27 protein-coding genes and 1 pseudogene are annotated in these 25,344 nt (G+C 67.7%); 21 read left to right on the forward strand and 7 right to left on the reverse strand.

Annotation, left to right across the window (positions count from 1 at the left end):
- Positions 1-849 precede the first annotated feature (849 nt).
- Entirely contained in the window at positions 850-1,557 is a 708-nt protein-coding gene (locus J5Y10_RS28915; RefSeq protein WP_408901593.1) for a DNA-primase RepB domain-containing protein, read from the reverse strand.
- On the opposite strand from J5Y10_RS28915, the gene J5Y10_RS28550 reads away from it, so the two are divergent.
- Positions 1,507-1,638 (forward strand): hypothetical protein, encoded by a 132-nt coding sequence (locus tag J5Y10_RS28550; protein ID WP_280855595.1) that lies wholly within the window; start codon positions 1,507-1,509, stop codon positions 1,636-1,638. The two genes, J5Y10_RS28915 and J5Y10_RS28550, sit on opposite strands and share 51 nt — an antisense overlap.
- Before the next feature lie 190 nt (positions 1,639-1,828).
- Here J5Y10_RS28550 and J5Y10_RS19800 read toward each other — a convergent pair whose 3' ends face one another.
- Both J5Y10_RS19800 and J5Y10_RS19805 read right to left on the reverse strand, forming a co-directional pair.
- The gene (locus tag J5Y10_RS19800; protein ID WP_209375838.1) at positions 1,829-2,323 is read right to left on the reverse strand and encodes a hypothetical protein; all 495 of its coding nucleotides are present in this window, start codon (positions 2,321-2,323) and stop codon (positions 1,829-1,831) included.
- A gap of 319 nt (positions 2,324-2,642) precedes the next feature.
- Positions 2,643-2,906 (reverse strand): helix-turn-helix domain-containing protein, encoded by a 264-nt coding sequence (locus tag J5Y10_RS19805; protein WP_209375839.1) that lies wholly within the window; start codon positions 2,904-2,906, stop codon positions 2,643-2,645.
- Positions 2,907-3,032: 126 nt separating this feature from the next.
- On the opposite strand from J5Y10_RS19805, the gene J5Y10_RS19810 reads away from it, so the two are divergent.
- Together J5Y10_RS19810 and J5Y10_RS19815 are read left to right on the forward strand one after the other, a co-directional pair.
- Positions 3,033-3,497 carry a very short patch repair endonuclease gene (locus tag J5Y10_RS19810; protein ID WP_209375840.1) on the forward strand — a complete coding sequence of 155 codons (465 nt, stop codon included), beginning with the start codon at positions 3,033-3,035 and terminating at the stop codon, positions 3,495-3,497.
- 74 nt (positions 3,498-3,571) lie between these two features.
- Positions 3,572-4,075: an antitoxin Xre/MbcA/ParS toxin-binding domain-containing protein gene (locus J5Y10_RS19815; protein ID WP_209375841.1), complete on the forward strand. Its 504-nt coding sequence runs from the start codon at positions 3,572-3,574 to the stop codon at positions 4,073-4,075.
- Positions 4,076-5,043: 968 nt separating this feature from the next.
- Here J5Y10_RS19815 and J5Y10_RS19820 read toward each other — a convergent pair.
- Positions 5,044-5,961: a dihydrodipicolinate synthase family protein gene (locus J5Y10_RS19820; RefSeq protein WP_209375842.1), complete on the reverse strand. Its 918-nt coding sequence runs from the start codon at positions 5,959-5,961 to the stop codon at positions 5,044-5,046.
- Between the two features lie 19 nt (positions 5,962-5,980).
- Entirely contained in the window at positions 5,981-6,955 is a 975-nt protein-coding gene (locus tag J5Y10_RS19825; protein ID WP_209375843.1) for a Bug family tripartite tricarboxylate transporter substrate binding protein, read from the reverse strand.
- 130 nt (positions 6,956-7,085) lie between these two features.
- Here J5Y10_RS19825 and J5Y10_RS19830 point away from each other — a divergent pair, with 130 nt between their 5' ends.
- A complete protein-coding gene (locus J5Y10_RS19830; protein ID WP_209375844.1) occupies positions 7,086-8,003 on the forward strand; it encodes a LysR family transcriptional regulator in 918 nt (305 codons plus the stop codon).
- Between the two features lie 195 nt (positions 8,004-8,198).
- On the opposite strand, the gene J5Y10_RS19835 is transcribed toward J5Y10_RS19830, so the two are convergent.
- Entirely contained in the window at positions 8,199-8,480 is a 282-nt protein-coding gene (locus J5Y10_RS19835) for a hypothetical protein (protein ID WP_245214902.1), read from the reverse strand.
- Positions 8,481-8,850: 370 nt separating this feature from the next.
- On the opposite strand from J5Y10_RS19835, the gene J5Y10_RS19840 reads away from it, so the two are divergent.
- The 14 genes and pseudogenes from J5Y10_RS19840 (at position 8,851) to bdcA (ending at position 22,149) form a co-directional block, all read left to right on the forward strand.
- The gene (locus J5Y10_RS19840; RefSeq protein WP_209375845.1) at positions 8,851-9,225 is read left to right on the forward strand and encodes a cupin domain-containing protein; all 375 of its coding nucleotides are present in this window, start codon (positions 8,851-8,853) and stop codon (positions 9,223-9,225) included.
- Between the two features lie 651 nt (positions 9,226-9,876).
- The gene (locus J5Y10_RS28790; RefSeq protein WP_209375846.1) at positions 9,877-10,482 is read left to right on the forward strand and encodes a GlxA family transcriptional regulator; all 606 of its coding nucleotides are present in this window, start codon (positions 9,877-9,879) and stop codon (positions 10,480-10,482) included.
- Between the two features lie 212 nt (positions 10,483-10,694).
- Positions 10,695-11,474, forward strand: coding sequence for a TetR/AcrR family transcriptional regulator (locus J5Y10_RS19850; protein ID WP_209375847.1), 780 nt, complete (start codon positions 10,695-10,697; stop codon positions 11,472-11,474).
- A 174-nt stretch (positions 11,475-11,648) separates the two neighbouring features.
- Entirely contained in the window at positions 11,649-12,431 is a 783-nt protein-coding gene (locus tag J5Y10_RS19855) for a cyclase family protein (RefSeq protein ID WP_209375848.1), read from the forward strand.
- A gap of 11 nt (positions 12,432-12,442) precedes the next feature.
- Positions 12,443-13,225 (forward strand): enoyl-CoA hydratase/isomerase family protein, encoded by a 783-nt coding sequence (locus J5Y10_RS19860; RefSeq protein ID WP_209375849.1) that lies wholly within the window; start codon positions 12,443-12,445, stop codon positions 13,223-13,225.
- Positions 13,226-13,235: 10 nt separating this feature from the next.
- Positions 13,236-14,225 (forward strand): Bug family tripartite tricarboxylate transporter substrate binding protein, encoded by a 990-nt coding sequence (locus J5Y10_RS19865; protein ID WP_209375850.1) that lies wholly within the window; start codon positions 13,236-13,238, stop codon positions 14,223-14,225.
- A 96-nt stretch (positions 14,226-14,321) separates the two neighbouring features.
- On the forward strand, positions 14,322-15,311 hold the full coding sequence (locus tag J5Y10_RS19870; RefSeq protein ID WP_209375851.1) for a Bug family tripartite tricarboxylate transporter substrate binding protein: 990 nt from the start codon (positions 14,322-14,324) through the stop codon (positions 15,309-15,311).
- A 44-nt stretch (positions 15,312-15,355) separates the two neighbouring features.
- On the forward strand, positions 15,356-16,345 hold the full coding sequence (locus J5Y10_RS19875) for a tripartite tricarboxylate transporter substrate binding protein (protein WP_209375852.1): 990 nt from the start codon (positions 15,356-15,358) through the stop codon (positions 16,343-16,345).
- Between the two features lie 5 nt (positions 16,346-16,350).
- Entirely contained in the window at positions 16,351-18,732 is a 2,382-nt protein-coding gene (locus J5Y10_RS19880; protein WP_209375853.1) for a xanthine dehydrogenase family protein molybdopterin-binding subunit, read from the forward strand.
- Complete coding sequence (locus J5Y10_RS19885; protein WP_209375854.1) at positions 18,729-19,562, forward strand: FAD binding domain-containing protein; 834 nt, start codon at positions 18,729-18,731, stop codon at positions 19,560-19,562. Before J5Y10_RS19880 ends, J5Y10_RS19885 begins: the two co-directional genes overlap by 4 nt.
- Entirely contained in the window at positions 19,559-20,053 is a 495-nt protein-coding gene (locus tag J5Y10_RS19890; RefSeq protein ID WP_209375855.1) for a (2Fe-2S)-binding protein, read from the forward strand. Before J5Y10_RS19885 ends, J5Y10_RS19890 begins: the two co-directional genes overlap by 4 nt.
- Positions 20,054-20,221: 168 nt before the next feature.
- Positions 20,222-20,890: pseudogene (locus tag J5Y10_RS19895) on the forward strand (transposase); the annotation flags it as partial.
- Between the two features lie 163 nt (positions 20,891-21,053).
- Positions 21,054-21,353 carry an EthD domain-containing protein gene (locus J5Y10_RS19900; protein WP_209375856.1) on the forward strand — a complete coding sequence of 100 codons (300 nt, stop codon included), beginning with the start codon at positions 21,054-21,056 and terminating at the stop codon, positions 21,351-21,353.
- Positions 21,354-21,438: 85 nt separating this feature from the next.
- Complete coding sequence (gene bdcA, locus J5Y10_RS19905) at positions 21,439-22,149, forward strand: SDR family oxidoreductase (protein ID WP_209375857.1); 711 nt, start codon at positions 21,439-21,441, stop codon at positions 22,147-22,149.
- Between the two features lie 173 nt (positions 22,150-22,322).
- On the opposite strand, the gene J5Y10_RS19910 is transcribed toward bdcA, so the two are convergent.
- Positions 22,323-23,279: a LysR family transcriptional regulator gene (locus J5Y10_RS19910; RefSeq protein WP_432761259.1), complete on the reverse strand. Its 957-nt coding sequence runs from the start codon at positions 23,277-23,279 to the stop codon at positions 22,323-22,325.
- 122 nt (positions 23,280-23,401) lie between these two features.
- Between J5Y10_RS19910 and J5Y10_RS19915 the strand changes: the two genes are divergently transcribed.
- Genes J5Y10_RS19915 through J5Y10_RS19925 form a run of 3 tightly spaced genes read left to right on the forward strand, consistent with a single transcriptional unit; the run spans position 23,402 to position 25,296 of the window.
- Positions 23,402-23,572, forward strand: coding sequence for a hypothetical protein (locus J5Y10_RS19915; protein WP_209375858.1), 171 nt, complete (start codon positions 23,402-23,404; stop codon positions 23,570-23,572).
- A 3-nt stretch (positions 23,573-23,575) separates the two neighbouring features.
- Positions 23,576-24,475, forward strand: a complete 900-nt coding sequence (locus tag J5Y10_RS19920) for an NAD(P)-dependent oxidoreductase (RefSeq protein WP_209375859.1) — start codon at positions 23,576-23,578, stop codon at positions 24,473-24,475.
- Positions 24,472-25,296 (forward strand): oxidoreductase, encoded by an 825-nt coding sequence (locus tag J5Y10_RS19925; RefSeq protein ID WP_209375860.1) that lies wholly within the window; start codon positions 24,472-24,474, stop codon positions 25,294-25,296. The genes J5Y10_RS19920 and J5Y10_RS19925 overlap by 4 nt, the downstream gene beginning before the upstream one ends.
- The last annotated feature ends 48 nt before the right edge of the window (positions 25,297-25,344 follow it).

The raw sequence follows: 25,344 nt of genomic DNA on the forward strand, positions 1-25,344 counted from the left end.
CGTCGAGACCGGCAACGACAGCTGGCGGTTCAAGAACCGCGTCTGACTACCCCCTCAGCACGCCTCGCCAGAGGGGTCCCTATTGCGCGCCGATCCGGGGTCCCGATTCCGTGCCGATTGACAGGCATGCGACAGGTGGAGGCGGCCGGGGCTGAGCAGTTGTGATTGTTTGCCAAGTGCGCCGCACACGCCCCCTGTCCCGGCCAACATGGAAAGATGAATTGGCGGGAGAGAGGGATGCTCCTGCGCTTCTGGAAACCGGCAGGACTCATCTGAGTTGCCGTGGCAAACGGCCCGCCTCAGGTAGGGGGCTGACGTGAAGAACCTTCCCACGACTGCCGCCTCAAGGAGCGTCAGTGTCGTCCTGTCCAGCCCAGTTCAGCATCAACCGGTCATAAACAGGCCTCTGGATGAAGTCGACATCGGCGTGGCCGTGCATCAGGCGAGGACGTCCACCCCTCATGCACGGCAGGAGCATGACGACGGGCTCGCGGCAACAAGCCTCGCTCCGCCGCAAGGGCGCGGTGATAAGATCGGCAAGGCTCAGAGCCGGCCGTGTTCTTCATCGCGCCGGACTAGGCCCGTAGGCATGTTCTAGGACTGTGATGGTGACGTCGGGGTCTGGATCCAGCCTGCAGCCTTCGGAGAAGATCCCGATCCGGCGGCCAGGATGTTGCGGCTTCGGCGAGGCAGGTCGCGAGCCGCGAGCGGCCGCCGTGGTTCGGTGCTTTCATGATCTGACTCGCCCTCGGACTGCCGTTGGACGCTGACTCCCTCCGGGGCTGACCACTCCGGTCGGTCCCTCTCTTGAATCACCGCCAACCCGGGCGGGATCCGAATCAATACCTGTCACTTCGACGAACCGTCATTTACCGCCCTCCAAGCTGCCCGGGCGGTTCGTTGCGCATAGTCCTGGGCTGCCCCGGGTACCATGCTGCTCGCCCGCTCCCCGCTGAGGACGACGAGTACGATCTGTTCGATGGATGCGCCTCTGGAAGCCAGCCGGCGCGCGATGGCAAAGTCCACGCGGCTGCGGTCGAGCGTTCCCCCCGCTGGAAGGATAGACATTAGTCGTTCCATCCCGGCCGCATGCTCCGCGGCTGGGGAACGGCCTGACGACGAGGCCAGTTGTTTGCCGATAAGCCGGGTGGGCTCAGGCCGCCTCCCGTCTTGAATTACGCTCGCCTCCTGCAGCAGCGCGGCGCCTCCTGGGCAGAAAATCGGTCCATCGGCGCAAATCAAGCGGGAGTAGGGCCAGAGGCCTGTCTCCCTCGAGAGGTGTCGAGGCTTTCGGTTCGTGAAGCCAGGTATGCGGCCTAGCTGGGAGGCCCGCGCCGCACAGAGGTCACCGCCGTATCGTCGGGCCAGCACCTTGGCGGCCGCGTCGGCCAGGGCGGGGTCGACCGGAGTCTCGGAAATTGTGATCCAGGCCTGGAGGGAGCCCGGCGAGGACGCGACGACGGCGGCCGGGCGGTGATGGCGGCGGAGGGCGGATAGGGCGTCGGGGTGAAGGTCATCGATGAGGACGTGACGCGGATCAACCGGACGGCCGATGATGTGGTGACCAACTGTATTCAAGCGCCGGAGCCAGGGAATGGCGCGGAGGAGCTGATCCAAGTCCCAGGAGCGCCGGTGTGAGGCTGGGCCGGTAGCAGGATCGGCCGGAACGGCGGTGATCGCGTAACTGGCAGCGGGAAGGCTGCGGGCCCATCGCGAGACGGACTCGCGCGTGAGGTCCTCTCCGCGGCGCGCGGAGCTGGTGGTCGGGGACATTTAGAGTGGATCCTGAATAGGGGAGGCGGCCGGCGGTGAACCGGCCGCCAGGGTGTCAGGCGGCGCGGTGGGTGGGGCTGCGGGCCTCGTGGAGGGCGCCGACCCATCCGCCGGGCGGCGGTTGCAGCACGAGAGGTTCCCGTGAGCCTGCCGGCAGGGCGTCGCAAAGGAGGGTCTGGACACGCTCGCGGGAGGGGCAGCTACCATCGGGAAGCAGCGCGAAGGCCAGGATCACCTCGATCGGCGGTGAGTCGGCGACCAGTGCAGTGAGCACCCGGTCCGCCGCGCGCGACCAGGATCCCCCGGGCGCGGCGAAGGTGGCCGTGTGGACGGCGTGCGGCTTCAGCGCCGCCAGCGCGATGGCCTGCAGCGGCCCGTCGACGAGGACGAGGCGGGGACGGCAGGGGCCAGGGGTGTGGAAAAGGCTGCGCGTGCCCCCGCGAGTGAAGGCATGGCCACCGCCAGAACCTGCCTTGATTAGCTCCGAACCGGTCTCCTGGCCGGAGGCGTCACGGTGGCGGCACCAGAGACCGCCGGGGCTGCGGGACACCGCGTCGCCGAAGGGATGAAGATCAACACGTTGGAGCGGGATGTGCTCGAAGCCAGGCAGAAGCGAGAAGGCGTGAGTCGCGGGCGACGGGGGGCGAGGTTTACGTGAAGTGGAAGGGGTCAAGGCGCGTCTCCGAAAAACCGGCCGCGGGACCCCCCCGGTATCCAGGTCCGAATGGGCGAAGGCGGGGGGCGGCCGCGAGCGGCCCGCCCCCGCTGGCGCCATCCGGACCTGCACCTGATTTCTCGGGGCCGGCGGCCCCGTCGATCTCGATTCCGCCCGCTGGTCCTGTCCGTGCTCAATGCCGGCGAGGACGGGGTTAGGCGCCTGCGGGTAGGCTGAGCGAGACGCCGATGACGCGACCTTTCCGGCTCATCGTCACTCCCGAACCTGACAGGGCGCCTACGAGGCACTCGATCGTGGCAGCCCGCCCCCGGATTGGCTGCAAATCGGGCGAGAGCTCGACGGCCTTGATTGTTCTCAAGGACACGCCGGAGGCGGCGGCCAAGTCGGCCTGACTCCATCCGAGCAGGGCGCGCGCCGCCCGGAGATGGGCCGGCGTTGGGTTGTCGCTCGCAACCATCGGGCGCCCTCTTGATATCCGAACGGATTGCCGCACTTATAGTGCAGATTTCCGGCACGCCCCAGCTCGCCCGATCGGCTGCGGCCCGCCCCTTTTCCCACGACATCCTCCATCCGGAGACTACCCATGCCCCCACGCATGGCGCGGATTCCTGTCCGCGACACAAAGCCGGAGCGCTTGCTCCGCGCTGTTCTTGGCCGCATCGGCGTTGCCGATCTTGAATACAACGCGGCTCATCTGCCGGGCCAGCCGGACGTGGTCCTGCTGGCGTCACGCGTCGCCGCCTTCGCTCATGGCTGCTTCTGGCACCATCACCAGGGCTGCCAGCACGGGCGGGTGCCGGCCACGGAATATCCATGGGCGTCGAAATTCAAGTGCACCCGTGCCCGGGACGCCGCCACCCGATCCGCCCTTGTCGCGGCGGGCTGGCGTGTATTGACCGTGTGGGAGTGCGCTCTCTGCGGCCCCGATGCCCTTCCGGCCGGCGATCTCGACGGAGCCGTGGCGGGTTTCCTCGGCGGCACGACTGCGACCCTGGAACTGGAAGGGCACGGCGTCTCGCCGCTCGTCCGCCAGCCGCGGGCTGCCTGACCAGACGAGGGCCGGCAGCCTGGCACGGCCGGTCCTCAAGACCGATTAGGATCATCGACAAGGAGCAGGGCGCCATGGCGCGGAGGATGGACAAGGGAGCTTGTGTCCCTATCCCACAGGAGATGGCCGAGGCGCTCGGCCTGAGCGAGGGTAGCGAGCTGGATGTGAGGGTGAGTGGCCGGCACATCGTTATTACGCGGGCGGAGGATGAGGATAGGCCGTTCATCGGGTGGGGAACGCCGGACGTCCAATTTGCGGCGGCCGTTGCGTCGTTCGCGAACGACGACCTTCCAGGCCTCACCGCATCGATCGACGAGGGCATCGCCGAGATGGAGCTCGGATTTGTCGAGGGGCTCCGCCAAGGACTGGCCGGGCACCCCGTGGTTCTGGCGCGGTTGGAGCGGGTCATCGCGGCCACCATGGAGACGTTTCGCGATCCGAAGGTGTCAAGGGCGTGGGTTCTGCGTCCGCACCCCTGGCTGGAGTGGCGCTCCCCGATCGCCACCGCGATGACGGAGGAGGGTGCCCTCGTGGTGGAGGGGGTGCTCAGTCAAATCCTGTCTGGCCGAACGGTGTAGCTGGTGCGACCGATGCTGGAGCCCCCGACATTCATCGACGTGGAGGCGAGCGGGCTCGGACCTGCCGGCTACCCTATCGAGGTCGGAGTCGCGGTGCCCCGACAGGCAATTGGGGGAGGGTGGGAGGTAACGCTCTGGAGTGCACTGGTCAGTCCCCCTCCGGATTGGCTCGCGGGAGACGGAGGATGGGATCCTGAGGCGGAGCAATTGCACGGCATCTCCCAGGAGATGCTGGCGCAGAAGGGGCTGCCGCCTGCCGAAGTGGCCCGGCAACTCGACGCCGTCCTAAGCGGCCGGGTGGTGGTCTCAGACACGGGCGCCGACGGAAGGGATGGCGGCTGGATTGCCGAACTGGGGCGCGCTGCAGGGTGTGTGAGGTGGCCGCACTCGTGGACACTGGCGCCGGAGCAATCCGATGCCCTGATCCGGCAGCAAGCCCGGGTGGCTGGGGCGGGTGCCCGCCTGCTCGCCATCGTGGAGGCCACTCCGCCGCTGACCCACGCTGCTGCGGAGGATGCGTTCCACCACGCATGGCTCTGGTGCTCCGTCGCGGAGCGGGGAAACGGAGTTGTCGCAATCAGTCCCGCAAGTCGGTATCGACCCCGATGGCAGCGACGGGAGCTGGCCTGATAATGTCTGAAGATGAGGCCTGGCGGGCTGAAGCCAGTGCGTGGGATGGATTGCGTCGGACTACCCCGACCGAACGGCTAAACCAGCTGAGCAGGAAGGTGGCTGCCGGCTATCACCTACCCCCACCCGCCGCGTTGAGGAACAGCGGTAGGCGGAGAACGCCAGAGAAGATCGCACTCCTCGAGCGAATCGCGACATGTGTAGCGCCAGGGGATGCCAAGGCGCCCTAGATCCTCGACGACCTGCCAAGCCCCGGATCACTCCTTTGGGTTTGGCAGGTCGATCTCCAGGTCAACTTCTCGCCCCGGACACCGTCCGTTCACGAAGCACCGAGCGTGTCAGGCGGCTTCTTCGACCGTCTCATCCTGCAGGGCCTCGACTGCGGCGCGGATGGCGGCTTGCTGGGCCGGTGTCGCGGGCTTGGTGGGGCGGCGGCAGGTGCCGACCTCCATACCCTGGAGGGAGAGGGCGTACTTCGCCGTGGCGATGCGGTTGTCGGCGAAGATGGCGTTCCAGAGACGCAGCATCCTGCGGTGCAAGACCTGGGCCCGGGCGGTGTCGCCGGCCTGCACCGCATTCCACATCTCCAGGCACTGGCGCGGGGCGGCGGAGGCCAGCATGGAGATGACCCCGTGCGCGCCGAGCGACATGGAGGGGTAGAGCAGCGCGTCGATGGCGGCGTAGATGCGGTCGTTCGGGCCGGCCTCAAGGAGGAGGTCGGCGAGCATCTTCAGGTCGCCCGCGCTCTGCTTCACACCGATCACCCCGGGCTCCTCGCGCATCATGCGGAGGATGAGCTTCGGGGAGAGGTAGTTCCAGGGGATGACGTTGTAGACGATGATGGGAACGCCCGCCGCGTCGTAGACCTCGCGGAAGTGGCGGATCATCTCCTCCTCGTCGGTCCTGTAGATGTAGTGGACCGGGGTGAGCTGGAGGGCGGAGACGCCGAGGTCGGCGACGGCGCGGGCCTTCTCAATGGCGTCGCGCGTGCTGTTGGCGATGACGCCGGCGATCAGCGGGCGGGTGCCGTCCATCTCCTCGGCGACGGTCGCGGTCAGGCGGCGCAGCTCGTCGGTGGAGAGGTTGAAGCCCTCGCCGGAGCTGCCGCCGACCACCAGGCCGTGCACGCCCTGGCGCAGCATGAAGCGGGCGGCGGCGCGGAGCGCCCTCTCGTCGATGCTCTCGTCCTCGGCCAGCGGGGTGACGAGCGGGGGAAGGATGCCGGTGATCTCGGCGGGATGGAAAAGCTTGGGCATGGGATGCCTCCTGCTGGGCTCAGTTGGGCTCGACGCCGGCGATGCGGGCGAGCTCGGCGAAGTGGGTGATCTGCGCGTCGACGTAGCGGGCGAACTCGGCCGGGGAGGAGAAGGCGACCTCCAGGCCGAGCTGGTTCAGGCGGGAGGCGATCTCGGGGTCGGCCAGGGCCTTGCGGAGGGTCTCGCTGAGCGTCGCCACCACCTCGGGCGAAAGTCCAGCCGGACCGACCACGCCGTTCCAGGTGAGCACCTCGTAGCCGGGCAGGCGCTCGGCGATGGCGGGCACGTCGGGGAGCAGGGCGGAGCGGCTGAGGCTGGTGACGCCGAGCGGCCGGACGGTGCCGGCGGCGATCAGGGGCATGACCTCGAGGATGGGGTTGATCACAGTCTGCACCTGGCCGGCGACGAGGTCGTTCAGGGCCGGGAGGCCGCCGCGGTAGGCGACGGGCTCCATCCGCACCTGGGCCATGGAGCCCAGCATGGCGCCGGCGAGGTGGGGAGAGGAACCCTGGCCGGCGGTGCCGTAGTTCACCGCGCCGGGCTTCTCGCGGACGCGAGCGATGAAGGCGTCCAGGCTCTGCGCGGGGTAGTTCGGAGCGACGACGAGGACGCTGGGGCTGGTGGTGACGCGGGCGACGGGAGTGAAGTCCCGCCGCGGGTCGTAGGGCAGGCTGCGGGTGAGGCTGACGTTGGCGGCGAGCGGGCCGCTGCTGAGGAAGCCGAGGGTGTAGCCGTCCGGCTTGGAAGCCGCGACGGCGGCTGTGCCGATCGCGCCGCCGGCGCCGGTTCGGTTCTCGACCACGACGGGCTGGCCAAGGAGTTCTCCGAGCTTGCGGGCGACGATGCGGCCGGAGACGTCGTTGTTGCCCCCCGCGGCGAAGGGCACGACGAGGGTGACGGGACGGTTGGGATAGGGGGCCTCGGCCATGGCGGGTGTGGCCTGGAGGCTGAGCAGGCCGAGGAAGGCGCCCCTGACCCATCCTGAAGGTGACATCGTCCCTCTCCCTGTAAACCGGCCTTGAACGCCGTTCTTGTGTTGGGGGAGGTTAGGGAGCGGGAACTCGGCCCGTCTATTCGATTGTCAGACCCGCGTGTAAACCAGCAGGAAACACCGGGGGTCGCCCATGCTCCAGCATTTGCGCTTCCGCCAGCTCGAGATGGTGCGACTGCTGCTGGAGACTGGGAGCGTGCGGGCGGCGGCTCGGGCGATGAACATGACGCCGCCGGCGCTCAGCAAGAGCCTGCGCGAGGTGGAGGCGATCGTCGGCGCGGTGTTGTTCGAGCGCACGGCGCGCGGGATCGTGGCGACGGCGGCCGGCCATGACTTCGTGCGGCACGCGCGGGTGTTGCTGCAGGGCTTGGAGGAACTGCGGGACTGTGGCCGGGCCGTGGGCGGACGGGCACGGCCGGTGCTGCGGGTTGGGGCGGCGCCCTTCATCAACTGGCGCATCATGCCCGGAGTGCTGCGGCAACTGGCGCAGGCCGATGAGCGGCCGCGTATCCAGCTGATCGAAGGGCGGATCATCCCCCTCGCGGACCAGCTGGTGAACGGGGAACTGGACGCAATCCTGACGCTGTTCACGCCGGAGGCGCTGCAGGTGCTGGAGCAGGACGCGTTAGTGCTGGACCAGATCTACGCGGAGCGGATGCTCGTCGTGGCGGGCCCGGACCACTCGCTCGGCGGAGGGGAGGTTGGCTGGGCGAGGCTGGCCGAGGAGGACTGGATCCTGCCGCCGCCGACCTTCTCACAGCGGCTGATTGTTCAGCGCGGCTGCCTGGAGGCTGGGGTCCTGCCGCCCGAGCCGGCGATAGAGACGAGCAACATCCCGGCGATGCTGCGGATGGTGATGGCGGGGCTGGGCCTCGCCGTCACTTTCGGGTCCACAGTGCGGGAGGACCTCGCCGAGGGACGACTTCAGTTGGTGCGGACCGACGGGGAACTGCCCCCGGTGCCCATCGGGCTGGCGAGCCGGCGGACGCGGGCGGATCCACGACCGCTTCAGGCTCTGCGGGAGGCTATCCGGGCCTATGCAGCGCGGTAGTGCCCCTGGTGCCATGGCCAATCTGAGGTCGAACCGAAGGCCACGATCAGCCCTTCTTTTCCCAGGGCGGAGCCTAGTGGCGTGTGATCAGGACGCGCCTCAAGGGCGCGCCGACGGTTTGAATGGTTCTGGTATCAAGAATGCGTTCTCTTCCGATCCTGCAGCCGAACCGGTCAGGAAAACGCGCGTGACCCGTTAGTCTGAACCCAAGAGCCCGCGCGGCACCGACCCCTTCCGCGCCAGTAGGCGCTCGCCGAAGTCATCGTCCTCAAGGACCACCTTCGCCAGGGCATAGGTCACCAGTTCCGCGGGATCAGTGATGCCAGTCGACCTCATAGCGGCATCAACGAGCGGCTGTGGAAACTCGCCACCGAGAACGCGGAACTTCGGCCCATTCAGAAGGCCGGCGTCGGAGGCCATTTGCGACAAATCCGCCTGCTCAGGCGCGGTGCCGGGGCACGATACCGGTTCAGTCATGTTGCCCTCCGAGCGGCATCAGCTTGATTGGTGATCCTACGGGGTATGTAGTCAGACCATGAGGAGCAAGAGTCCATAAAAGATTGGACGCGGCGGCGGAACGCGTCCCGGCAAATCAAAGAAGAAGACCGGGATCTCGTCGGGTCCCAAACGGATCCGCACATAGGATGCCGTAGCTTGGCCGGAAGCGGAACGGCCGCTTCGGAAAGGGGATACGGAAAAGCGGCCGTCGGCGATGGCCGCCCTTGCCGACCACGTAAACCGCCGCCTAGACCACCTCCAGTAGCAGTTCGTCTGTTCGGCGAAGCCGGATCATCCCTGCAAACTCGCGCCGGCCCGGGCTTGGCTCTCTTCATCCTCGGAGGCTCAGATGCTGTCCCCCACCACGCTCGCTGCCGCTTTTGACCGGGTCACCGAACACTGGTCGCCGAAGGTAATCGGCCGGGTCAACGATCAGCTACTCAAGGTTGCGAAGCTGAAGGGCGAGCTTGTCTGGCACGCGCATGATGGCCAGGACGAGCTTTTCTACATCGTGAAGGGATCGTTACGTATCGAGTTTGGGGATGGTCCGGTCGATCTGGAAAAGGGCGACTTCCTCACTGTTCCAAGCGGCGTCCGCCATAATCCGGTCGCTGATGAGGAATGTTGGGTGCTGCTAATTGAGCCGGCTTCCACCAAGCATACCGGCGACGAGGTGACGCCGCGTACCCGCAGCCTTGAGGAGCAGCTTAGTTCGACCGATTGACGTCTGCTTTTGCAGCTCACCTCGGAGAACATCTGCTGGTTACGACCGCTTCCAGGGAACGGTGAGGCTATGGCGACGGCTGATTTGGGCGCAAAGCGGCCGTCCGCTTGGTTGAGCCCTCTTTTCCCTGGCGCAGCCACCAAGCCCCGGCCTGTGATCAGGAAGCGCGCCCTTAAGCGCGCCCGTCCGTCCAGGTCCGAGCCGACGCTGGAAGTTCCCCGATCCCGAAGGGCTCCCGATGACCCATCTCCATCCCGCAGCATCCGGTAGGCTGCGCGAGCGCTTCGTCGCCGACATGACCGTGCGCGGACTTACTGAGAAGACCCGCAGGAACTATCTCCGCACCGTCTAGGGCTTTGCCGCCTTTCTGGAATGCTCGCCCGGTACGGCTACGGCCGAGGACATCCGCCAGTTCCAGATCCGGCAGTCCGAGTAGGGCCTGCAGGCACCGTTGGGCTCAGGCCAGAACTACGGCCTCGTTGTACTTCTCCGAACCGAGCCGGAACCCGTATCGCCGTACCGCGTCGATGACGCCCGCCATCCGCTCCGGTGCTGGAGGCGCACCGCCCGACACCGTTACCGACTCCCCGATCTTAGCGAAGAACCGTCCCATTCCTGCGCGAGTAGGCCGGGCTGCTGGAGGTGCGTCGCGTGACGACGGACTGGGCCGTGCCGGAGGCGCTCGCCGGTCGCTGTCCCGCGGCGCGGGTCGAGCCAGATGCCATCCTAAACTTTGACGGGCCGCTCCGGACGGCCGCCGGGGTGACGGCGGGCCTCGACCTCGCCCTGGCGCTGATGGAAGAGAATTGGGGAGAGCTCGCGCGGCAGGCCGCGGCGCAGTTCGTCATGTTCTTCGGGCACGGCGGCGGGCAGATGCAGTTGAGCCGGCACGGCCTCGGCGCGCCGGTCGGGCGTTCCGCCTTGCAGGAGGTCCAGCGCTGGGTCGCCGCACATCCCGCCGAGGACCACGGCGTCGAGCGCCTTCCAGCCCGGACCGGGATGAGCCCGCGGCACTTCGTGCGCCTGTTCCAGGTCGAGACGGGGCTGATGCTGGCCACCTATGTCGAGGGCGTGCGGATCGAGGCCACGCGGCGGCTTCTCGAGAGCAGAGGCATGGCCACGAAGCAGGTCGCGGGCGCCTGCGGATTCAGGGACGCCGGCACTCTTTGGCGTGCCTTCGCCAGGCGGGCCGGCACGACGCCGGTGGAGTACCGGCGTTGCCAGGGCGGGACCGGCTTATGCCCATGGGGCGGGTAGGTGCCCTCAGCGACCGGCCGCTTCCTGGATGAGCCCGGCGACCGCCCGAGGATGGGAGATCAGGGCGACATGGCTGGACCGGAGCTTCACGGTCCGGGCGCTCATGGCGTCCCATTTTCCCCGCTGCGAGGCGGGTGGCCGCGACTGTAAACTTACCCGGGGACATGCCACGGCTTGATTGATCGATCAGTCGCCATGTGATCTAAGGAGCAATGACGAGCCGAGGCTTTTCGCTCGGCAGCCTGGCCGTTCTTGCCAGGTCCGTCCCTGGGCCGGCCGAGCTGCCGGGTCATGAGGAGGCAGCGATCAGCACACAGGACGTAATTTTGAATGCAGCCGAGAAGATCTTCGGCGAGCACGGCTTCGACGGCGCCAGCATGCGCGAGATTGCCCATTGCGCCGGCGTCGCCCAGGCGCTGCTGCACTACCACTTCCGCAACAAAGAGGCGTTGTACGAGGCTGTCTTCGAGCGCAGGGCGACCACCATCCGCGGCGTGCGCCGACAGCGCCTCGATGAGCTCTTCTCGAGCGGTCGCGCCGTCGCGATCGAGGAGGTGCTCGAAACCCTCTTCATGTCGCTGGAGGACCTCCTGGGCGAGCAGCGCGGCAACCTGCGGTACTACGTGCAGATGCTGGCCGAGGTGACCGTCTCGCCCGATGAGCGCTCAAGCAGGATCATGAAGCAGTTCTACGATCCGTCCGCGGAGCATTTCATCGCTGCTTTCCGCCGAGTGCTTCCGGACCTTTCCATGGAAGGCGCGGTCTGGGCCTATCTCTTTGCGATCGGCGCACGGATGCAGGCGCACTCACCGAGCGACCGGGCGGGGCGCCTCGGCGCCGGTTCCGATCCTGGGACACCTTACCGCCTCCTAGTGCCGTTCGTGGCAGCCGGGATCCGAACCACCTGCGCGCTTTCCGCGCTGCCTAATGGCCAGACGAGGGCCGCCCCGCCCCGCCCCGCCCGCCGCCGCCAAGTCCGCTCACCCGGGTAGTTCCGGGCGCCTCGGTCCTAACAAACCGTCCTTGGCGGCCATGCGGGCAATAGCCGCCGGGCCGCGCCGGAAATGAAATAGTCCAGCTCCCGGGCCTAACCCTCACACGAAATTCGAGTTGACTGATCAGTCAGTCAGCAAGTAGGTGTTGGCGAAGACACGGCGGGAGGGAACATGCGGCGCTTCATCGATATCTCCATGTCGATCGAGAACGGGGTCCCGTCCGATCCGCCGGGCTACGAGTTCAAGGTCGACTATGTCAGCCACGCCGACACGGTTCCGATGCTGCAGGGCCGCTACCCAGGCCTACAGGCGGAGGAGCTGATCGGCGGCGAGGCTTTCGCGCTGGAGAGCGTGCACCTTTCGACCCATAACGGCACCCATGTGGACGCGCCCTGGCACTACGCCTCCACCATGTCCGACGGCAGGCCCAGCCGGACCATCGACGAGATGCCGCTGGACTGGTTCATGCGCCCGGCCGTCAGGCTGGATTTCCGCGGGTTCGAGGACGGCTACATCGTCACTCCCAGCGACATCGACCGCGAGCTGGACCAGATCGGCTATACGTTGCGCCCCTACGACATCGTCGTCGTGAACACCTCAGCAGGGGCGCGCTTCGGCACGCCTGCATACCCGCAGAGCGGCTGCGGCATCGGTCGTGAAGCGACGCTTCACCTCACCGGAAAAGGGGTGCGTGTCGTCGGCACCGATGCCTGGAGCTGGGATGCGCCCTTCCGCTACGTGGCCGAGCGGTACGCGCGGGACCGCGACGCCTCCATCATCTGGGAGGGCCACAAGGCCGGGCGGGAGGCGGAGTACTGCCAGATCGAGAAGCTGCGGCACCTCGACCAGCTTCCGCCCCACGGGTTCCAGATCGCCTGCTTCCCCGTGAAGATCCACGCTGCCTCGGCTGGCTGGACCCGGGCCGTGGCCATCCTCGATGACGACAACGGTTGAGGGCGCAAGCCATGAGCATGACCCATATCGAGCGCGCGGCGACTACCTACGACAGCTACCGCGACCGCTTCCGCACGATCGCGATGACCCGCGAGGACGGCATCCTGGAGATGCGCTTCCACACGGATGGCGGCCCCCTGCAATGGAGCCTCCTCGCCCATAACGAGTTCGAAAGCGCCTTCCTGGAGGTAGGACGCGACCGCGGCAACGAGGTGGTCATCATGACCGGCACGGGCGACGAGTTCTGCGGCCCTGCCATCAAGCCGGGCAGCCATCCCAACCGAAACACGATGACGCCGGAGACCTACGACCCGATCTTCTGGGAGAGCAAGCAGCTTCTGCCGCACCTGCTCTCGATCGAGGTGCCGGTCATCGCGGCGATCAACGGGCCGGCCGTGCGCCACGCCGAGATCCCGCTCCTCTCGGACGTGGTGCTGGCCGCGGACGACACCTACTTTCAGGATACGGCGCATTTCCCGGGCGGCATGGTCCCCGGCGACGGGATGCACATCGTCATGCCGCTGCTGATGGGCGCCAACCGCGGCCGCTACTTCCTCCTGACCGGCCAGAAGATCGACGCACCGGAAGCCCAGCGCATCGGCCTCGTTAACGAGGTGATGCCGCGCGCGGCGCTGCTGGACCGCGCGCGCGAGCTGGCGCGCGAGTTCCTCAAGCAGCCGCGGATCGTCCGCCGCTACACCCGCACAGTGATGACGGAGGACCTGAAGGGCCGAATGCACGGCCTTCTGGCCTACGGCCTTGCCCTTGAGGGCATGGCGCGGATGAAGTCGTAGAGGCGGTGCCGTGATCCTCACCCGCCGCATGGCTCTCGCGGGCGCCGCCGGCCTGGCAGGTAGCCTTGTGCCCCGCGCCGGGGCGGCGGAGGAGATGGCGGGGTTCCCCTCCCGCACCGCCTTCATCGTCGTGCCTTTTCCGCCCGGCGGCGGGACCGACGTGTTCGGACGCCTCCTTGCCATGCACTTCGGCGCGGCGTGGCGGCAGAACGTGGTGGTCGAGAACCGCAGCGGCGCCGGCGGCCGTATCGGCACGCAGGCAGTCCAGCGCGCGCCGGCGGATGGTCACACCCTCCTCATCGGGACGACCGGGACGCTGCTGGCCATGGCCGGTCCTGGCGGTGACCCTCCCTTCGTGTCCCGGGACGAGCTCACGCCGATCACGCTCATCACAGCGCCGGGCTACGTCGTCACGGTCGCACCTTCCCTCGGGGTGCGCACGGTGGCGGAGCTGATCTCCGAAGGGCGGCGCCGTCCCGGCGGCCTTGCTTTCGGCAGTTCCGGCGCGGGGGCGGTAAGCCATCTCGCGGGCGAGCTCTTCGCCGCCATGGCCGGCATCCAGACGCTGCACGTGCCTTATCGCGGCACCGGCCCGGCGGTGGCGGACCTGCAGGGTGGGCGGATCCAGGTGATGTTCGCACCGCCGCAGACGGTGGCGGGCCCGGTGGCCGCAGGGCAGCTCCGCAACATCGCCATCACGTCGGAGCGGCGTTCCGCGCTGACTCCGGACCTGCCAACGGTGGCCGAGTCCGGCCTGCCGGGCTACGCCGCCGTGGGATGGTTCGGGCTTTTCGGCCCGCGCGGCATGCCTGGCGCCGTCGCCTCCCGCATCCACAGGGACGCGGCCCGCGCGCTGGAGCGGCCGGAGAACCGGGAGCGCCTGGCGGCACTCGGTGCGGAGCCCGAGCCAATGGAACCGGACGCCTTCGCCAGCCACGTGGACGGCGATGTCGCGCGCTGGCAGCGCCTTGTCCGGGAGCGCCGGATCCAACTCGAGTGAACCGCTGCCGGCCGTTCGTCGGCAGGCGCTGCAGCAACCTACCCGCGAATGGCCGGCACGCACCGGCCCGGGGCCATGCAGGGAGGATTCAGGATCATGTCCGCGATGATGTCCGCGCCAATGGCTCCGACCCGCCGAGCGCTCCTGGGCGCCGCAAGCCACGCTCTCGCGGCGCCTGCACTGGCGCAGGGTGGCTGGCGACCCCGCCGGCCGGTCCGGATCATCGTCCCTTTCGCGCCGGGCGGCTCCACGGACATCGTGGCGCGGCAGCTCGCAGGGCGCGTGGGCAATGCACTCGGCCAGCCCCTCGTCGTGGAGAACAGGCCGGGCGGCAACGGCATCATCGGCACCCAGGCGTTGCTCGCAGCTCCCCCGGATGGCCATGCCCTCATCATGGGCACAGCCGATACCCACACCATCCCGGCCATCGCCAACCCGCGCCTGCCCTATGACCTCGCCGCCTTCGTCCCGGTGACCGCTGTTGCCGGCACGGTCGCCGCGCTGGTGACCCGGATGGGGCTCGGCGCGACGGATGTCGCCACGCTGGCCGCCCTGGCCCGCCGGGCATCCCCGACGCTCACCTACGCCTCCTACGGCATCGGCAGCGTCTCCCATGTTGCGGGCGAGATGTTCGGGGCGGCGATCGGGGCGGAGATGACCCATGTCCCCTATCAGGGCTCGGGTCCCGCGGTGATCGCGCTGACGGCGGATCAGGTGGACCTGGCGCTGCTGCCGATGGCGGCGGTGCATCCGCAGCGCGAGCGGCTGCGGGTCCTCGCCGTCGCCTCGGCGGAGCGCTTCGGCATGGCGCCCGAGCTGCCGACCCTCACGGAGTCCGGGGTGCCCGTGGTGGCGGTGGGCTGGATCGGCCTCCTTGCCGCGCCGCGCACGCCGCGCGAGGTGGCCGACAGCCTGCACGCGGCGATGCACGAGGCCCTGAGCGCGGAGGATGTGGCGCATCGGCTCCGCACCTCCGGCTTCAGTCCCATGGACTACGGTCCCGACCGGTTTGCCGGGTTCCTGCACGCGGAGACGGAGCGCCTGGCGCCGGCCGTGCGGGCCGCCGGCATCACGGCCGACGGCTGACCCTTTTCGGGACAACACCAACAACAAGCCCATCGAGGAACGTCATGACCGGTATGCCATACACCAGCCGCGGCCCGGTGCGCCGCGCCCTCCTCTGCGCCGCCGCGCTCGCCCTTGCGGCCCCCGCCCTGGCGCAGGGGTCCTGGCGGCCTCGACGGCCGATCCGGATCGTCGTCCCGTTCTCGCCCGGTGGCGCCACCGACATCCTGGCGCGGCAGATCGCCCAGAAGGTGGGGAACGGGCTCGGCCAGCCGTTCATCGTCGAGAACCGGCCCGGCGGCAACGGCGTGGTGGGCACGCAGGTGCTGCTGACCTCGCCGCCCGACGGCCACAACCTCATCATGGCCTCCGCAGATACCCACACCGTGCTGCCATTCGCCAACCCGCGCCTGCCCTATGACGTGTCGACCTTCGTCCCGGTGAACGGCGCCGCCTATACCGTGTTCGGCCTCGTCGCGCGGTCGGGCCTTCCGGCGGCGGATGTCGGCGAGGTCGTCGCCCTGGCGAAGCGGGCTTCGCCGCCGCTCACCTACGCCTCCTACGGGATCGCCTCCACCTCCCATGTGGCGGGAGAGATGTTCAAGATGCTGACCGGGGTGGACATGACGCATGTCCCCTACCAGGGCTCGGGTCCCGCCACGATGGCCGTCGCCGCCGGCGAGGTGGATGTCGGCCTGGTTCCGATCGCCATCGCCCACCCGCAGCGCGACCGGCTGCGGCTGCTGGGCGTTGCGACCGGGGAGCGCTTCGCCATGGTGCCGGAGCTGCCAACGCTGGCCGAGCAGGGTGTGCGGCTCGTGGCGGATGCCTGGATCGGCCTGCTGGCCGCCCCGGGTACCCCGCGGGAGATCGCCGAAACCATCAATGCCGCCGTTTCCGAAGTGCTGGGCACACCCGAGATGCGGGCCTCGCTCCAGGCCGCGGGCTTCAGCGTCATGTCGCTCGGGCCGGACCGCTTCGCCGCCTTCCTGGCGGAGGAGTCCGGGCGATGGGGTAGCGTCGTCCGCGCCGCGCACATCTCCATCGCGGGCTAGCGCGGATGGACACCGACAGGGAGGCGGCGGGGAGCTGGGTCGGACGCTCCGTCCCCCGGCTTGATGGCGGGCGCTTCGTCGCGGGGGAGGTGCGCTACGCCGCCGACCTCATTCCTCCTGATGCGTTCCATGTCGCGCTCGTCCGCTCGCCCCATGCCCGCGCGCGCATCCTCGCGGTGGAGACGGAGGAGGCGCGCGGCATGGAGGGCGTGGTGGCGGTGGTGGACGGCGTCCAGGCGGAGTCGCTCGCCGTGCCGATGCCGATGGTCCTTCCCTTCCTCGGCCCGGGGGCGGGGCGCCCGATCCTCGGGCGGGCGCTCGCTGCCCGCCTCGTCAGCTTCGCCGGCCAGCCTGTGGCTGCCGTAGTGGCCGAGAGCCCGCATGCGGCCGATGCGGCGGCCCGGCGCGTCATCGTGCGCTACGAAGCGCTGGAGACGGTGCAGGACACCGAGGCCGCCCTCGCCGAGGGGGCGCCGGTCGTGCACGAGGGCTGGACGTCGAACCTGGTCGCCACGGACCACGTGCGGGCGGGCGAGGCCGCGGCGGTGCTGCGCGGGGCGCCACATGTCGTGCGCGGGGAGCTGCACCTCCGTCCCTCCACCGCGGCGCCCATGGAGCCCCTCTGCTATATCGGCGACTGGGAAACCCGCACCGGGCGCCTGACGCTGACCGGCACCTTCCAGAACCCGCATGCGAGCCGCTGGCTGGTTGCGACGGCCCTGGGGCTCCGGGAATCCGATCTGCGCGTGGTCGCGCCGGCCATGGGCGGCACCTTCGGTTACAAGATGTCCGGGCACACGGAGGAGGCGCTGGTGGGCCTTCTCTCGCGCCTGCTCGGCCGTCCCGTTGCCTATGTCGAGAGCCGGCGCGACTGCTTCCTCGGCCATTGCCGCGAGCAGCACCACCGCTTCGAGATCGCGGCCGACGGGGAGGGCCGGATTCTCGCATTCCGCGACACCTTCGTCGCCGATGTCGGCACGATAGGGCCCGGGAACGGCTGGACCATGCCGCTCGTCGCCGCGACGGTTTTCCCCACTCTCTACGACGTCCCGAATGTCGAGGTTTCCTGCACCCTCGTTGCCACGAACAAGGCGCCGTGGCAGCCGGTGCGCGGCTACGGCAAGGAGGTCGCCAACCTCGTCATGGAACGCGCGGTGGACCTGCTGGCAGCCGAGCTTCGCCTTGATCCCGCCGAGCTGCGAGCGCGCAACCTTCTGCGCCGCGCGGACCTGCCGCGCCGCCTGCCCTCCGGCCTCAACCTCGACAGCGGCGATTATCCGGAGGCACTGACGAGGCTGAAGGCGCTGTTCGGCTACGATGCCTGGCGTGCGCGCCAGGCGGCGGCGGCCGATGGCCGGCGCATCGGCATCGGCATCGGCTGCGAGCTGACGCCGGAAGGCGGCGCGCGCCCAGGGGCTTTCCCGAGCGGGTTCGAGACGGCGAGCATCCGCATGTCGCCCACCGGCGACGTGCAGGTCGCGGTGGGCGTCACATCCCCGGGCAGCGGCAACGAGACCGGGATCGCGCAGCTCGTCGGCGGGGTGCTGGGCCTGACGCCCGCAGCAATCCGGGTGGTGCAGGGCGACACCGACGCCGTGCCGGTCGGCACCGGCAATGCCAGCAGCCGCGCCATCCTCTACGGTGGCGCCGCGGCACATCTCGCGGCGGTGGATCTCCGCGCCAAGCTCGCGGCCTGTGCGGCGAACCTGCTGCAGGCGCCGGCCGATGAGATCACCTTCGCGGAGGGGAGGGCATGCGCGCCAAGTGGTGCCAGCGTCACCCTCGCGGCGCTGGCGCTCGGGGCACACACCCACCCCTTCACCGTGGCCGATGGCGTGGAACTGCCGCTGGAGGCCACCCGGTCCTACCGCGCGCGGAACATCCGCGTGACGCCCGACGCGAACGGGCGCATCGCGACCTACTCCTCCTTTCCCTATTCCATGCATGCCGTGGCGGTCGAGCTGGACCCCGGCACGGGGCGGGTGACGGTGCTGGACGTCGCGGCGGTGCACGACTGCGGCGTGATGATCAACCCGGCCCTCGTCACGGGGCAGCTCAAGGGCGCGATCGTCATGGGCCTGGGCGCCGCGCTCTGGGAGGAGCTGACGCAGGACGGGGAGGGCCGGCTGGTGAGCGACCGGTTCAAGACCTACCTCCTGCCGCGCGCCACGGACCTGCCGACCATCCGCGTCGACCATATGGCGACACCGAGCCCGTTCCACCCGCTTGGGATGAAAGGCGCGGGGGAGTCCGGCCTGGGCGGCGCGCTGGCGGCCGCGACCAACGCGGTCGCCGATGCGCTCGGCGCCCTGTCACCGGGCCTGACCACCGTGCCGGCGACGCCGCCCCGGTTGATGGCGCTGCTTGCCAGGGGAGCTGCGCGGTGATCGGCGCCCGCTTCCGCTTCACGCGCCCCGAGACGCTGGAGGAGGCGCTGGATCTCCTCGCCGGTGCCGGTGGGCTGGGCCGGGTGATCGGCGGCGGCTCGGTGCTCGTGCCCGCCCTGGTGGCGGGGCAGGACGCGCCGGCCCTCGTGGTGGATATCGGGCGGCTCGGACTAGGGAGCGTGCGCGAGGAGGACAGCGACGTGGTTATCGGAGCCGCTGCAACGTATGCGACACTGCTCGCGAGCGAGGTGGTGCGCCGGCGGTTGCCGTTGCTGGCGGCCATGCTGCGCGAGGTGACGGGCGGCCCCGGGCTGTGGAACCTCGCCACGCCAGGCGGTGCCGCCTGCTACGCCAACCCTGCCTCCGACGTGCCCGGCTGTCTTGTCGCCCTCGGCGCGGCCTTCCGCTTGGCCTCAAGACGAGGAGAGCGGTTGGTCGCGGCCGAGAACTTCTTCCGTGGCGCCTTCGAGACAGAGCGGTCGCCTGACGAGATGCTCACCGCCCTCGTACTGCCGGCGCCGGAGCCAGGGCGGCACGCCTATTACAAGCTGAAGCATGCTGCGAGCTCCTGGCCCATCGTCACGGCCTCCTGCCTTTCCATAGATGGGAGGATACGCCTCTGCCTTGGTGCAGCCGCTCCGGTGCCTCTGCTCTTGGACTGGCCCACGCCGTCCACCACCGAGGCCGTCGCGGCCATGGCCGAGCAAGTACAGGCCGCCATCGCCACGGAATGGACCGATGAACTGGCCGGCCCAGGCTATCGTCGGGCCGTCGTCCCGGCCGTCGCCGCGCGCGCAATCCGCGCCGTATTGGAAGAGAGAACATCATGAGCGAGGCGGTGACCCTCCGCTGCAACGTGAACGGCAGCGACGTGGATCGCGAGGTGGACGCGCGCCTGCTTCTGGTAGAGTTCGTTCGCGATGTGCTCGGGCTGAAGGCCACACGCGTGGGCTGCCATACCGGTGACTGCGGCGCGTGCACGCTTCTCCTGGACGGCGCCGTGGTAAAGTCGTGCTTGGTCCTTGCCCTCTCGGCTGAGGAGCGAGCGGTGGTTACCATTGAGGGCTCAAACAACTTGGCCGAGATCCAAGCCGCGTTTGTGGCCGAGAACGGCTTCCAGTGCGGCTACTGCACCACGGGCATGATTCTCACGGCCGCTGAACTCCTCCGTAAGAGCCCGCATCCGAGTGACATGGAAATCCGGCACGCGCTTGTAGGGAATCTCTGCCGCTGCACGGGTTACGACGCCATCATCGCAGCCATTCACCGCGCGGCAGAGCGTCGGGGAGCAGTAGGGTACGCCGTCGGTAGCCGGCAGTAAACCGTGTACCGCCAAGACGCAAACTAGTGCCTGGCGACAAGTGGCACATGGATGCGATGCTCATCGCATTCGCGGGAAACAGCACATTAGTAGGCGTGTGGTGGATCATGAGGGCAACGTGCCCACGTTTCTTGGGCCTTGTTGCATGAACCTTGCAGGTAGGCCTGCATGAGCAAGGCACTGGCACAAGGTGGACGCCTGAAGGAAGGCTACCCGACGCGGAGCTGGCGGGAGTACGGTCGGGGGCTGATCTCCCGCGGAAATCTGACGGTGTGGATCTCGCCGGACCTGGCCTGGCAGGCCGCCGAGGGGTCGGGAAAGCGCGGTCGGCCGCAGGTCTTTTCACGGATGCGGCGATCCAGGCGGTGCTGACGCTGAAGGTGTTGTGAGCCGCCCCTGTTGCGGGCGGCCCAGGGCATGACGGGAAACCTGATCCGACTGGCTGGGCTGGATTGGCGCACATCTCACTACAGCACCCTCTCCCGGCGAGAGAAGGACCGCACCGTCGTCATTCCCTACCGTCCCGCGGGGCAGGCCGCTGCACCTCGTGATCGACAGCACTGGGTTGGTGGTGCTCGGCGAGGGCGAACCCTGAAAGGTAGGCACGACCGGCGGGCCGAGCGCAACGAGAACCTCCGTGCCATCAAGCGCCTCGGCTGACGGCTCTGGAAGAGGTGGAGCGGATATCACCGGCGCAGCCTGGCTGAGACGGCCATGGCACGTCCAAAACACCTGGGCGAGCGTCTCTCGGCACGCGATCCCGCTCGTCAGGTCGCCGAAGTTCAGGTTCGCTGCGCTATGCTCAACACCTTCAACGCCCTTGGTATGCCCGACACCGTCACCCGCGCCTCATCAGGACATCAAAGACCTAGCCGCGTCCTCACGCCGATTTCCACAACAGAGTCCCCGCAAACGGCCGGTGAACCACTTACGATTTTGAACAGAGAGAATTCAGTCCTGTGAGTTCACGATCAATGTCAATCGGTCCAGATGCTAGCCGATGGCACATGCAACACTGATCGTCACATGCAGTGGCGGCACCCACTTCGATCGCGACCATTACGTCGACGTTCACCTACCCTTGGTGCTTGCCTGCTGGCAGCGGCACGGGCTGGAGAGCGCCTCCGCCTTCTTCCCGCGTGACGCCAACGCGGCGGATGTTTCCGTGGGCATTTACCGGTTCCGCGACGAGGACGCGCTGCACGCCGCGCTCGCATCGGCCGAGATGGAGACCGTGATGGCCGACGTTCCCCGCTTCACGGATGCAACCGTGTCCCGGAGCATGGGCACTCCCCTCTGATCGCACCGGGCTTTGCCTGGACGGAGCCGAGTGAGCACGGCACTCGCCAACCAACTTCCTCTTCCCCAATCTGAGGGCAAGCACGATGACATTCTCTGGTCGCAAGGTGTTTGTCGTCGGCGGCAGCCGCGGCATCGGCGCAGCGATCGTGCGGCGCTTCGCCGCTGCCGGCGCAACGGTGGTATTCACCTATGCCGCCTCGGTCGGCGCGGCCGACCATCTCGTCGCCGAGACCGGTGCACAGGCGCTCCAGATCGATGCAGGGGCGCGCGACGAACTGATCGCGGCAGTCCGTGACGCCGGCCCGATCGACATCTTTGTCTACAACGCCGGTCTGCTGGTGTTCGGCGACCCGCTGACGCTCAACGCCGACGATGTCGACCGCATGATCGACGTGAATGTGCGGGGTGCCTATTTCGGTAGCGTGGAGGCGTCACGCCTCATGCCGGGAGGCGGGCGGATCCTCGTCATCGGATCCGACACCGCCGACAGCATGCCGTTTCCCGGGCTTGCCGCATATGTGCTGACTAAAGCGGCAATGCAGGGTATGGCCCGCGGCTTGGCACGCGATCTGGGGCCGCGAAACATCACGATCAATGTGATCCAGCCGGGCCCTACCGATACCGACATGAACCCGGCCAATGGTCCGCGCGCAGCCGGCATGCTCGGGCCCATGGCTATCAAGCGCTACGGCACCGCCGACGAGGTCGCCGGCCTGGCGCTCTACCTCGCCGGAGCGCAGGCACGCGGCATCACGGGCGCCATGCATACGATCGACGGCGGCTTCGCCGCTTGACTTTCGGCATTCACCCGGGCGGTCAGGCAGAGAATGTGGACATGGATGACAGCGTCAGCTTCCGTGTCCCCCATCAGGCATGACCGAAATCTGCGTCGACAAGGGCACAGGATCCCGAAGGAGCGACCGGCGAGACGCGTGGGGCGATCTTGGATTCTCTCGGCCGATACTGTTCATCTCTGAGCCGCACCTCGTGCGGTCTCATTCGCGAGGTGGTCCGATAAGGTTGCGATAAACGCACGAAGACGTTGAAGACCCCGTAGATCCCGGTGGTATCCCATCCAGATGTCTCGCGCTGGCGGCGGCGTCGGCAGTTCCAGTCTGCGGATGCCCGAGATCTGGTTGCCGACGACGCGGGGCAGGACGGCGATACCGACGCCTTGCCTGCACATGCGCCCCTGGACGTTGCGGTTGTTCGATTGCAGGACCGGCCTTGCGTTAGGGAAACTCTCGATGAGCCACGCGATGTCAGGGAAGTGGCGCTTGGATGGGGTGATCAGCCGAAAACCAGTTCCATCGCCATATTTGGGATCAGACGCCTCCTCGGCGATGTAGACGCCATATTCGAGCCTGAAAAGCCGCCGCTGAACGATATCGGCAGTCTCGAATGGAACGGTACGAAATGCGACATCGGCTTCCCGCTGGGCGAGGCTGAACCGGCGCGTGCCGGTGAGGATTTCGACGTCGACATTGGGGTAAGCGTTGGCGAAGTCCGCCAGGATGGGAGGCAGGACATAGGCCCCAAACCAGTCCGTTGTTGAAATGCGCAGACTGCCTTCGAGATTCCGCTCCTGTCCCGCAAGCCGGCGCTCCATTGCCAGCGCGCCTTCTTCCATTTGCTCGGCCAGCGCGACGATCCCGTGGCCCTCATCGGTCAGGACAAAACCGTCCGCTGTGCGCTGGAAGAGGGTGTGACCCATCGCCTCCTCAAGTGCGCGGAGACGCCTTCCAACGGTCGGATGACTCGTCTGAAGAGAGCGCGCGGCGCCGCCGAGTGTGCCGCTTCGCGCAACAGCAAGAAAGATTCTGACGTCACTCCAGTCCATCGCGACCACCCAAACAGATCTGAACGGTGAGGATACAGTTATGTCTGTTGGAGAACAAATCTGAGCACCTATTCTCCCGCACATCGTTAGGAAGCGCGAGTGACCGTGACTGATCCCAAGGGAGGCTCCTCAGGACTGAGCAGAGTGACCTCCCGGATCAGGGCAGAACACGGCGGCCTGCGCCTCAATCCCAAATGAGAACTTCGATGATGATCACGATGCTGGTGACCTACGCGGGCGATGAGCAGGCGCTATTGGACCGCGACCTCCGCGTCATCGTCACCAGCCAATTCGACGAGGCGGGTCTCGGCCTGGCGATCTCCCGGCAGCCCGCGTCCGATCCCGCGCACAGCTCTCATCCGAGCAGCAGGAAATAGAACATGCATATCGGATTTATCGGCCTCGGCAGCATGGGCTCAGCGATGGCCGTGAACTTGGTGAAGGCTGGCCATGACGTCCGAGCCTGGAACCGCAGCAAGGTCGCCCACGAAAGCGTTCCCGGAGTGACGCTGGTCAGACACGCGGCGGATGCATTCGAGGGTGATGCAGTCTTCACGATGCTGTCCGACGACCCTGCCATTCGCGAAGTGATCCTCGATGCCGGCTTACTCGCAAGCGCGCGACGAGGGCTGATCCACGTTGTCACATCCACGATCTCGGTGGCCTTCGGGCGCGAACTGGATCTGCTGCACGAAGAGGCTGGCCTTGGCTATGTGTCCGCACCGGTTCTCGGCAGACCCAACGTAGCGGCGCTTGGCCAGCTCAACATGTTGGCGGCCGGGAAGGCCGACGCAGTTGCCGCGATCGAGCCGCTGCTCGCCCCCCTCAGCAAGGAGGTCTGGAAGTTGGGGGACAACCCCGCTCGGGCCAATGCGGCAAAGCTCGCCTGCAACATGATGATCGCCATGGCCATCGAGGCAATGGCCGAGGGTGTGGTGCTGACCGAGAGCGTCGGCCTCGACCGTGCGGATTTCTTTGAGCTCATCCTGGGCACCCTTTTCTCGGGCCGCGTCTATGAGAGCTACAGCGCGCAAATCACGGAGCAATCATTCGAGCCCGGGTTCAAAGCCAGGCTTGCGCTCAAGGACATGCTTCTGGCGACCCAGGCCGGCGAGGAGATTGGACGCAGGCTCCCGATGCTTGAGTCTGTTCGCGAGGGCCTCAGCAAAGCTGTCTCGGCAGGCTTAGGGGAGAAGGACTGGTCGATCATGGCCGATATGACGGTCCGCGGCGGCGACCGCGTGGCGTCGTCCAGAAGCAACTCGGAGAAGAAGGCATGAAAACCTGGCTCATCACAGGCTCCTCAAGCGGATTCGGCCAGCGACTCGCGCTCGCTGCAGTACGGCGGGGCGATCAGGTCATCGCGACAGCCCGCAACGTCAAGGCGATCGAGGCAATGGCTGAGCCTTTCGGTGGGCGGATGATTACCCTGCCACTCGACGTGACCGCCGCCGCAACAGCCAAGGCTGCGGTGGCGAGGGCCGTCGAGGCATTCGGCGGGTTCGACGTGCTCGTGAACAATGCGGGCTACGGACTATTCGGCGCGATTGAGGAAGGCACGCCCGAGGAGTATCGGCCGATGTTTGAGGTGAACGTCTTCGGTCTGATCGAAACCACCAGAGCAGCTCTGCCCGTCCTGCGACGTTCGGGCGGAACGATCGTCAACATGTCGTCCGGCGCCGGCATCGCGGGCAGTGGCGGAGGAGGCTATTACAACGCTGCTAAGTTTGCCGTGGAAGGGATTTCCGAGGCGCTCGCCGGCGAACTGGAGCCCTTCGGCATTCGTGTGCTGATCGTCGAGCCTGGGCCGTTCCGCACCGACTTCCTTGGCCGTTCGATCACGCTGGCGGCCAATGAGATGCCGGAATATGCCGCGAGTTCGCGGAAGCGCTATCGCGAAACTAACGACGGCAACCAGGCGGGCGATCCCGACAAGGCGATCGCGGTCATCCTGCAGGCAGTCGACGCCGATGATGCCCCGCTTCATCTGCCGCTCGGCCCGGTCGCGCACGCAATCGCCGAACGAAAGATGGCTGCATTCCGTAGGGACATCGAAGCCTGGCGTAGCGTCTCGATCGCCACCGATTTCGATCAGCCCTGAGCGCTGGCCGCAAGCTCTGTCTCAACGTCAATTATCGGCTGGAAGGCA

It is taken from the genome of Roseomonas indoligenes (assembly GCF_017813365.1).
GTDB classification, from domain to species: domain Bacteria; phylum Pseudomonadota; class Alphaproteobacteria; order Acetobacterales; family Acetobacteraceae; genus Roseomonas; species Roseomonas indoligenes.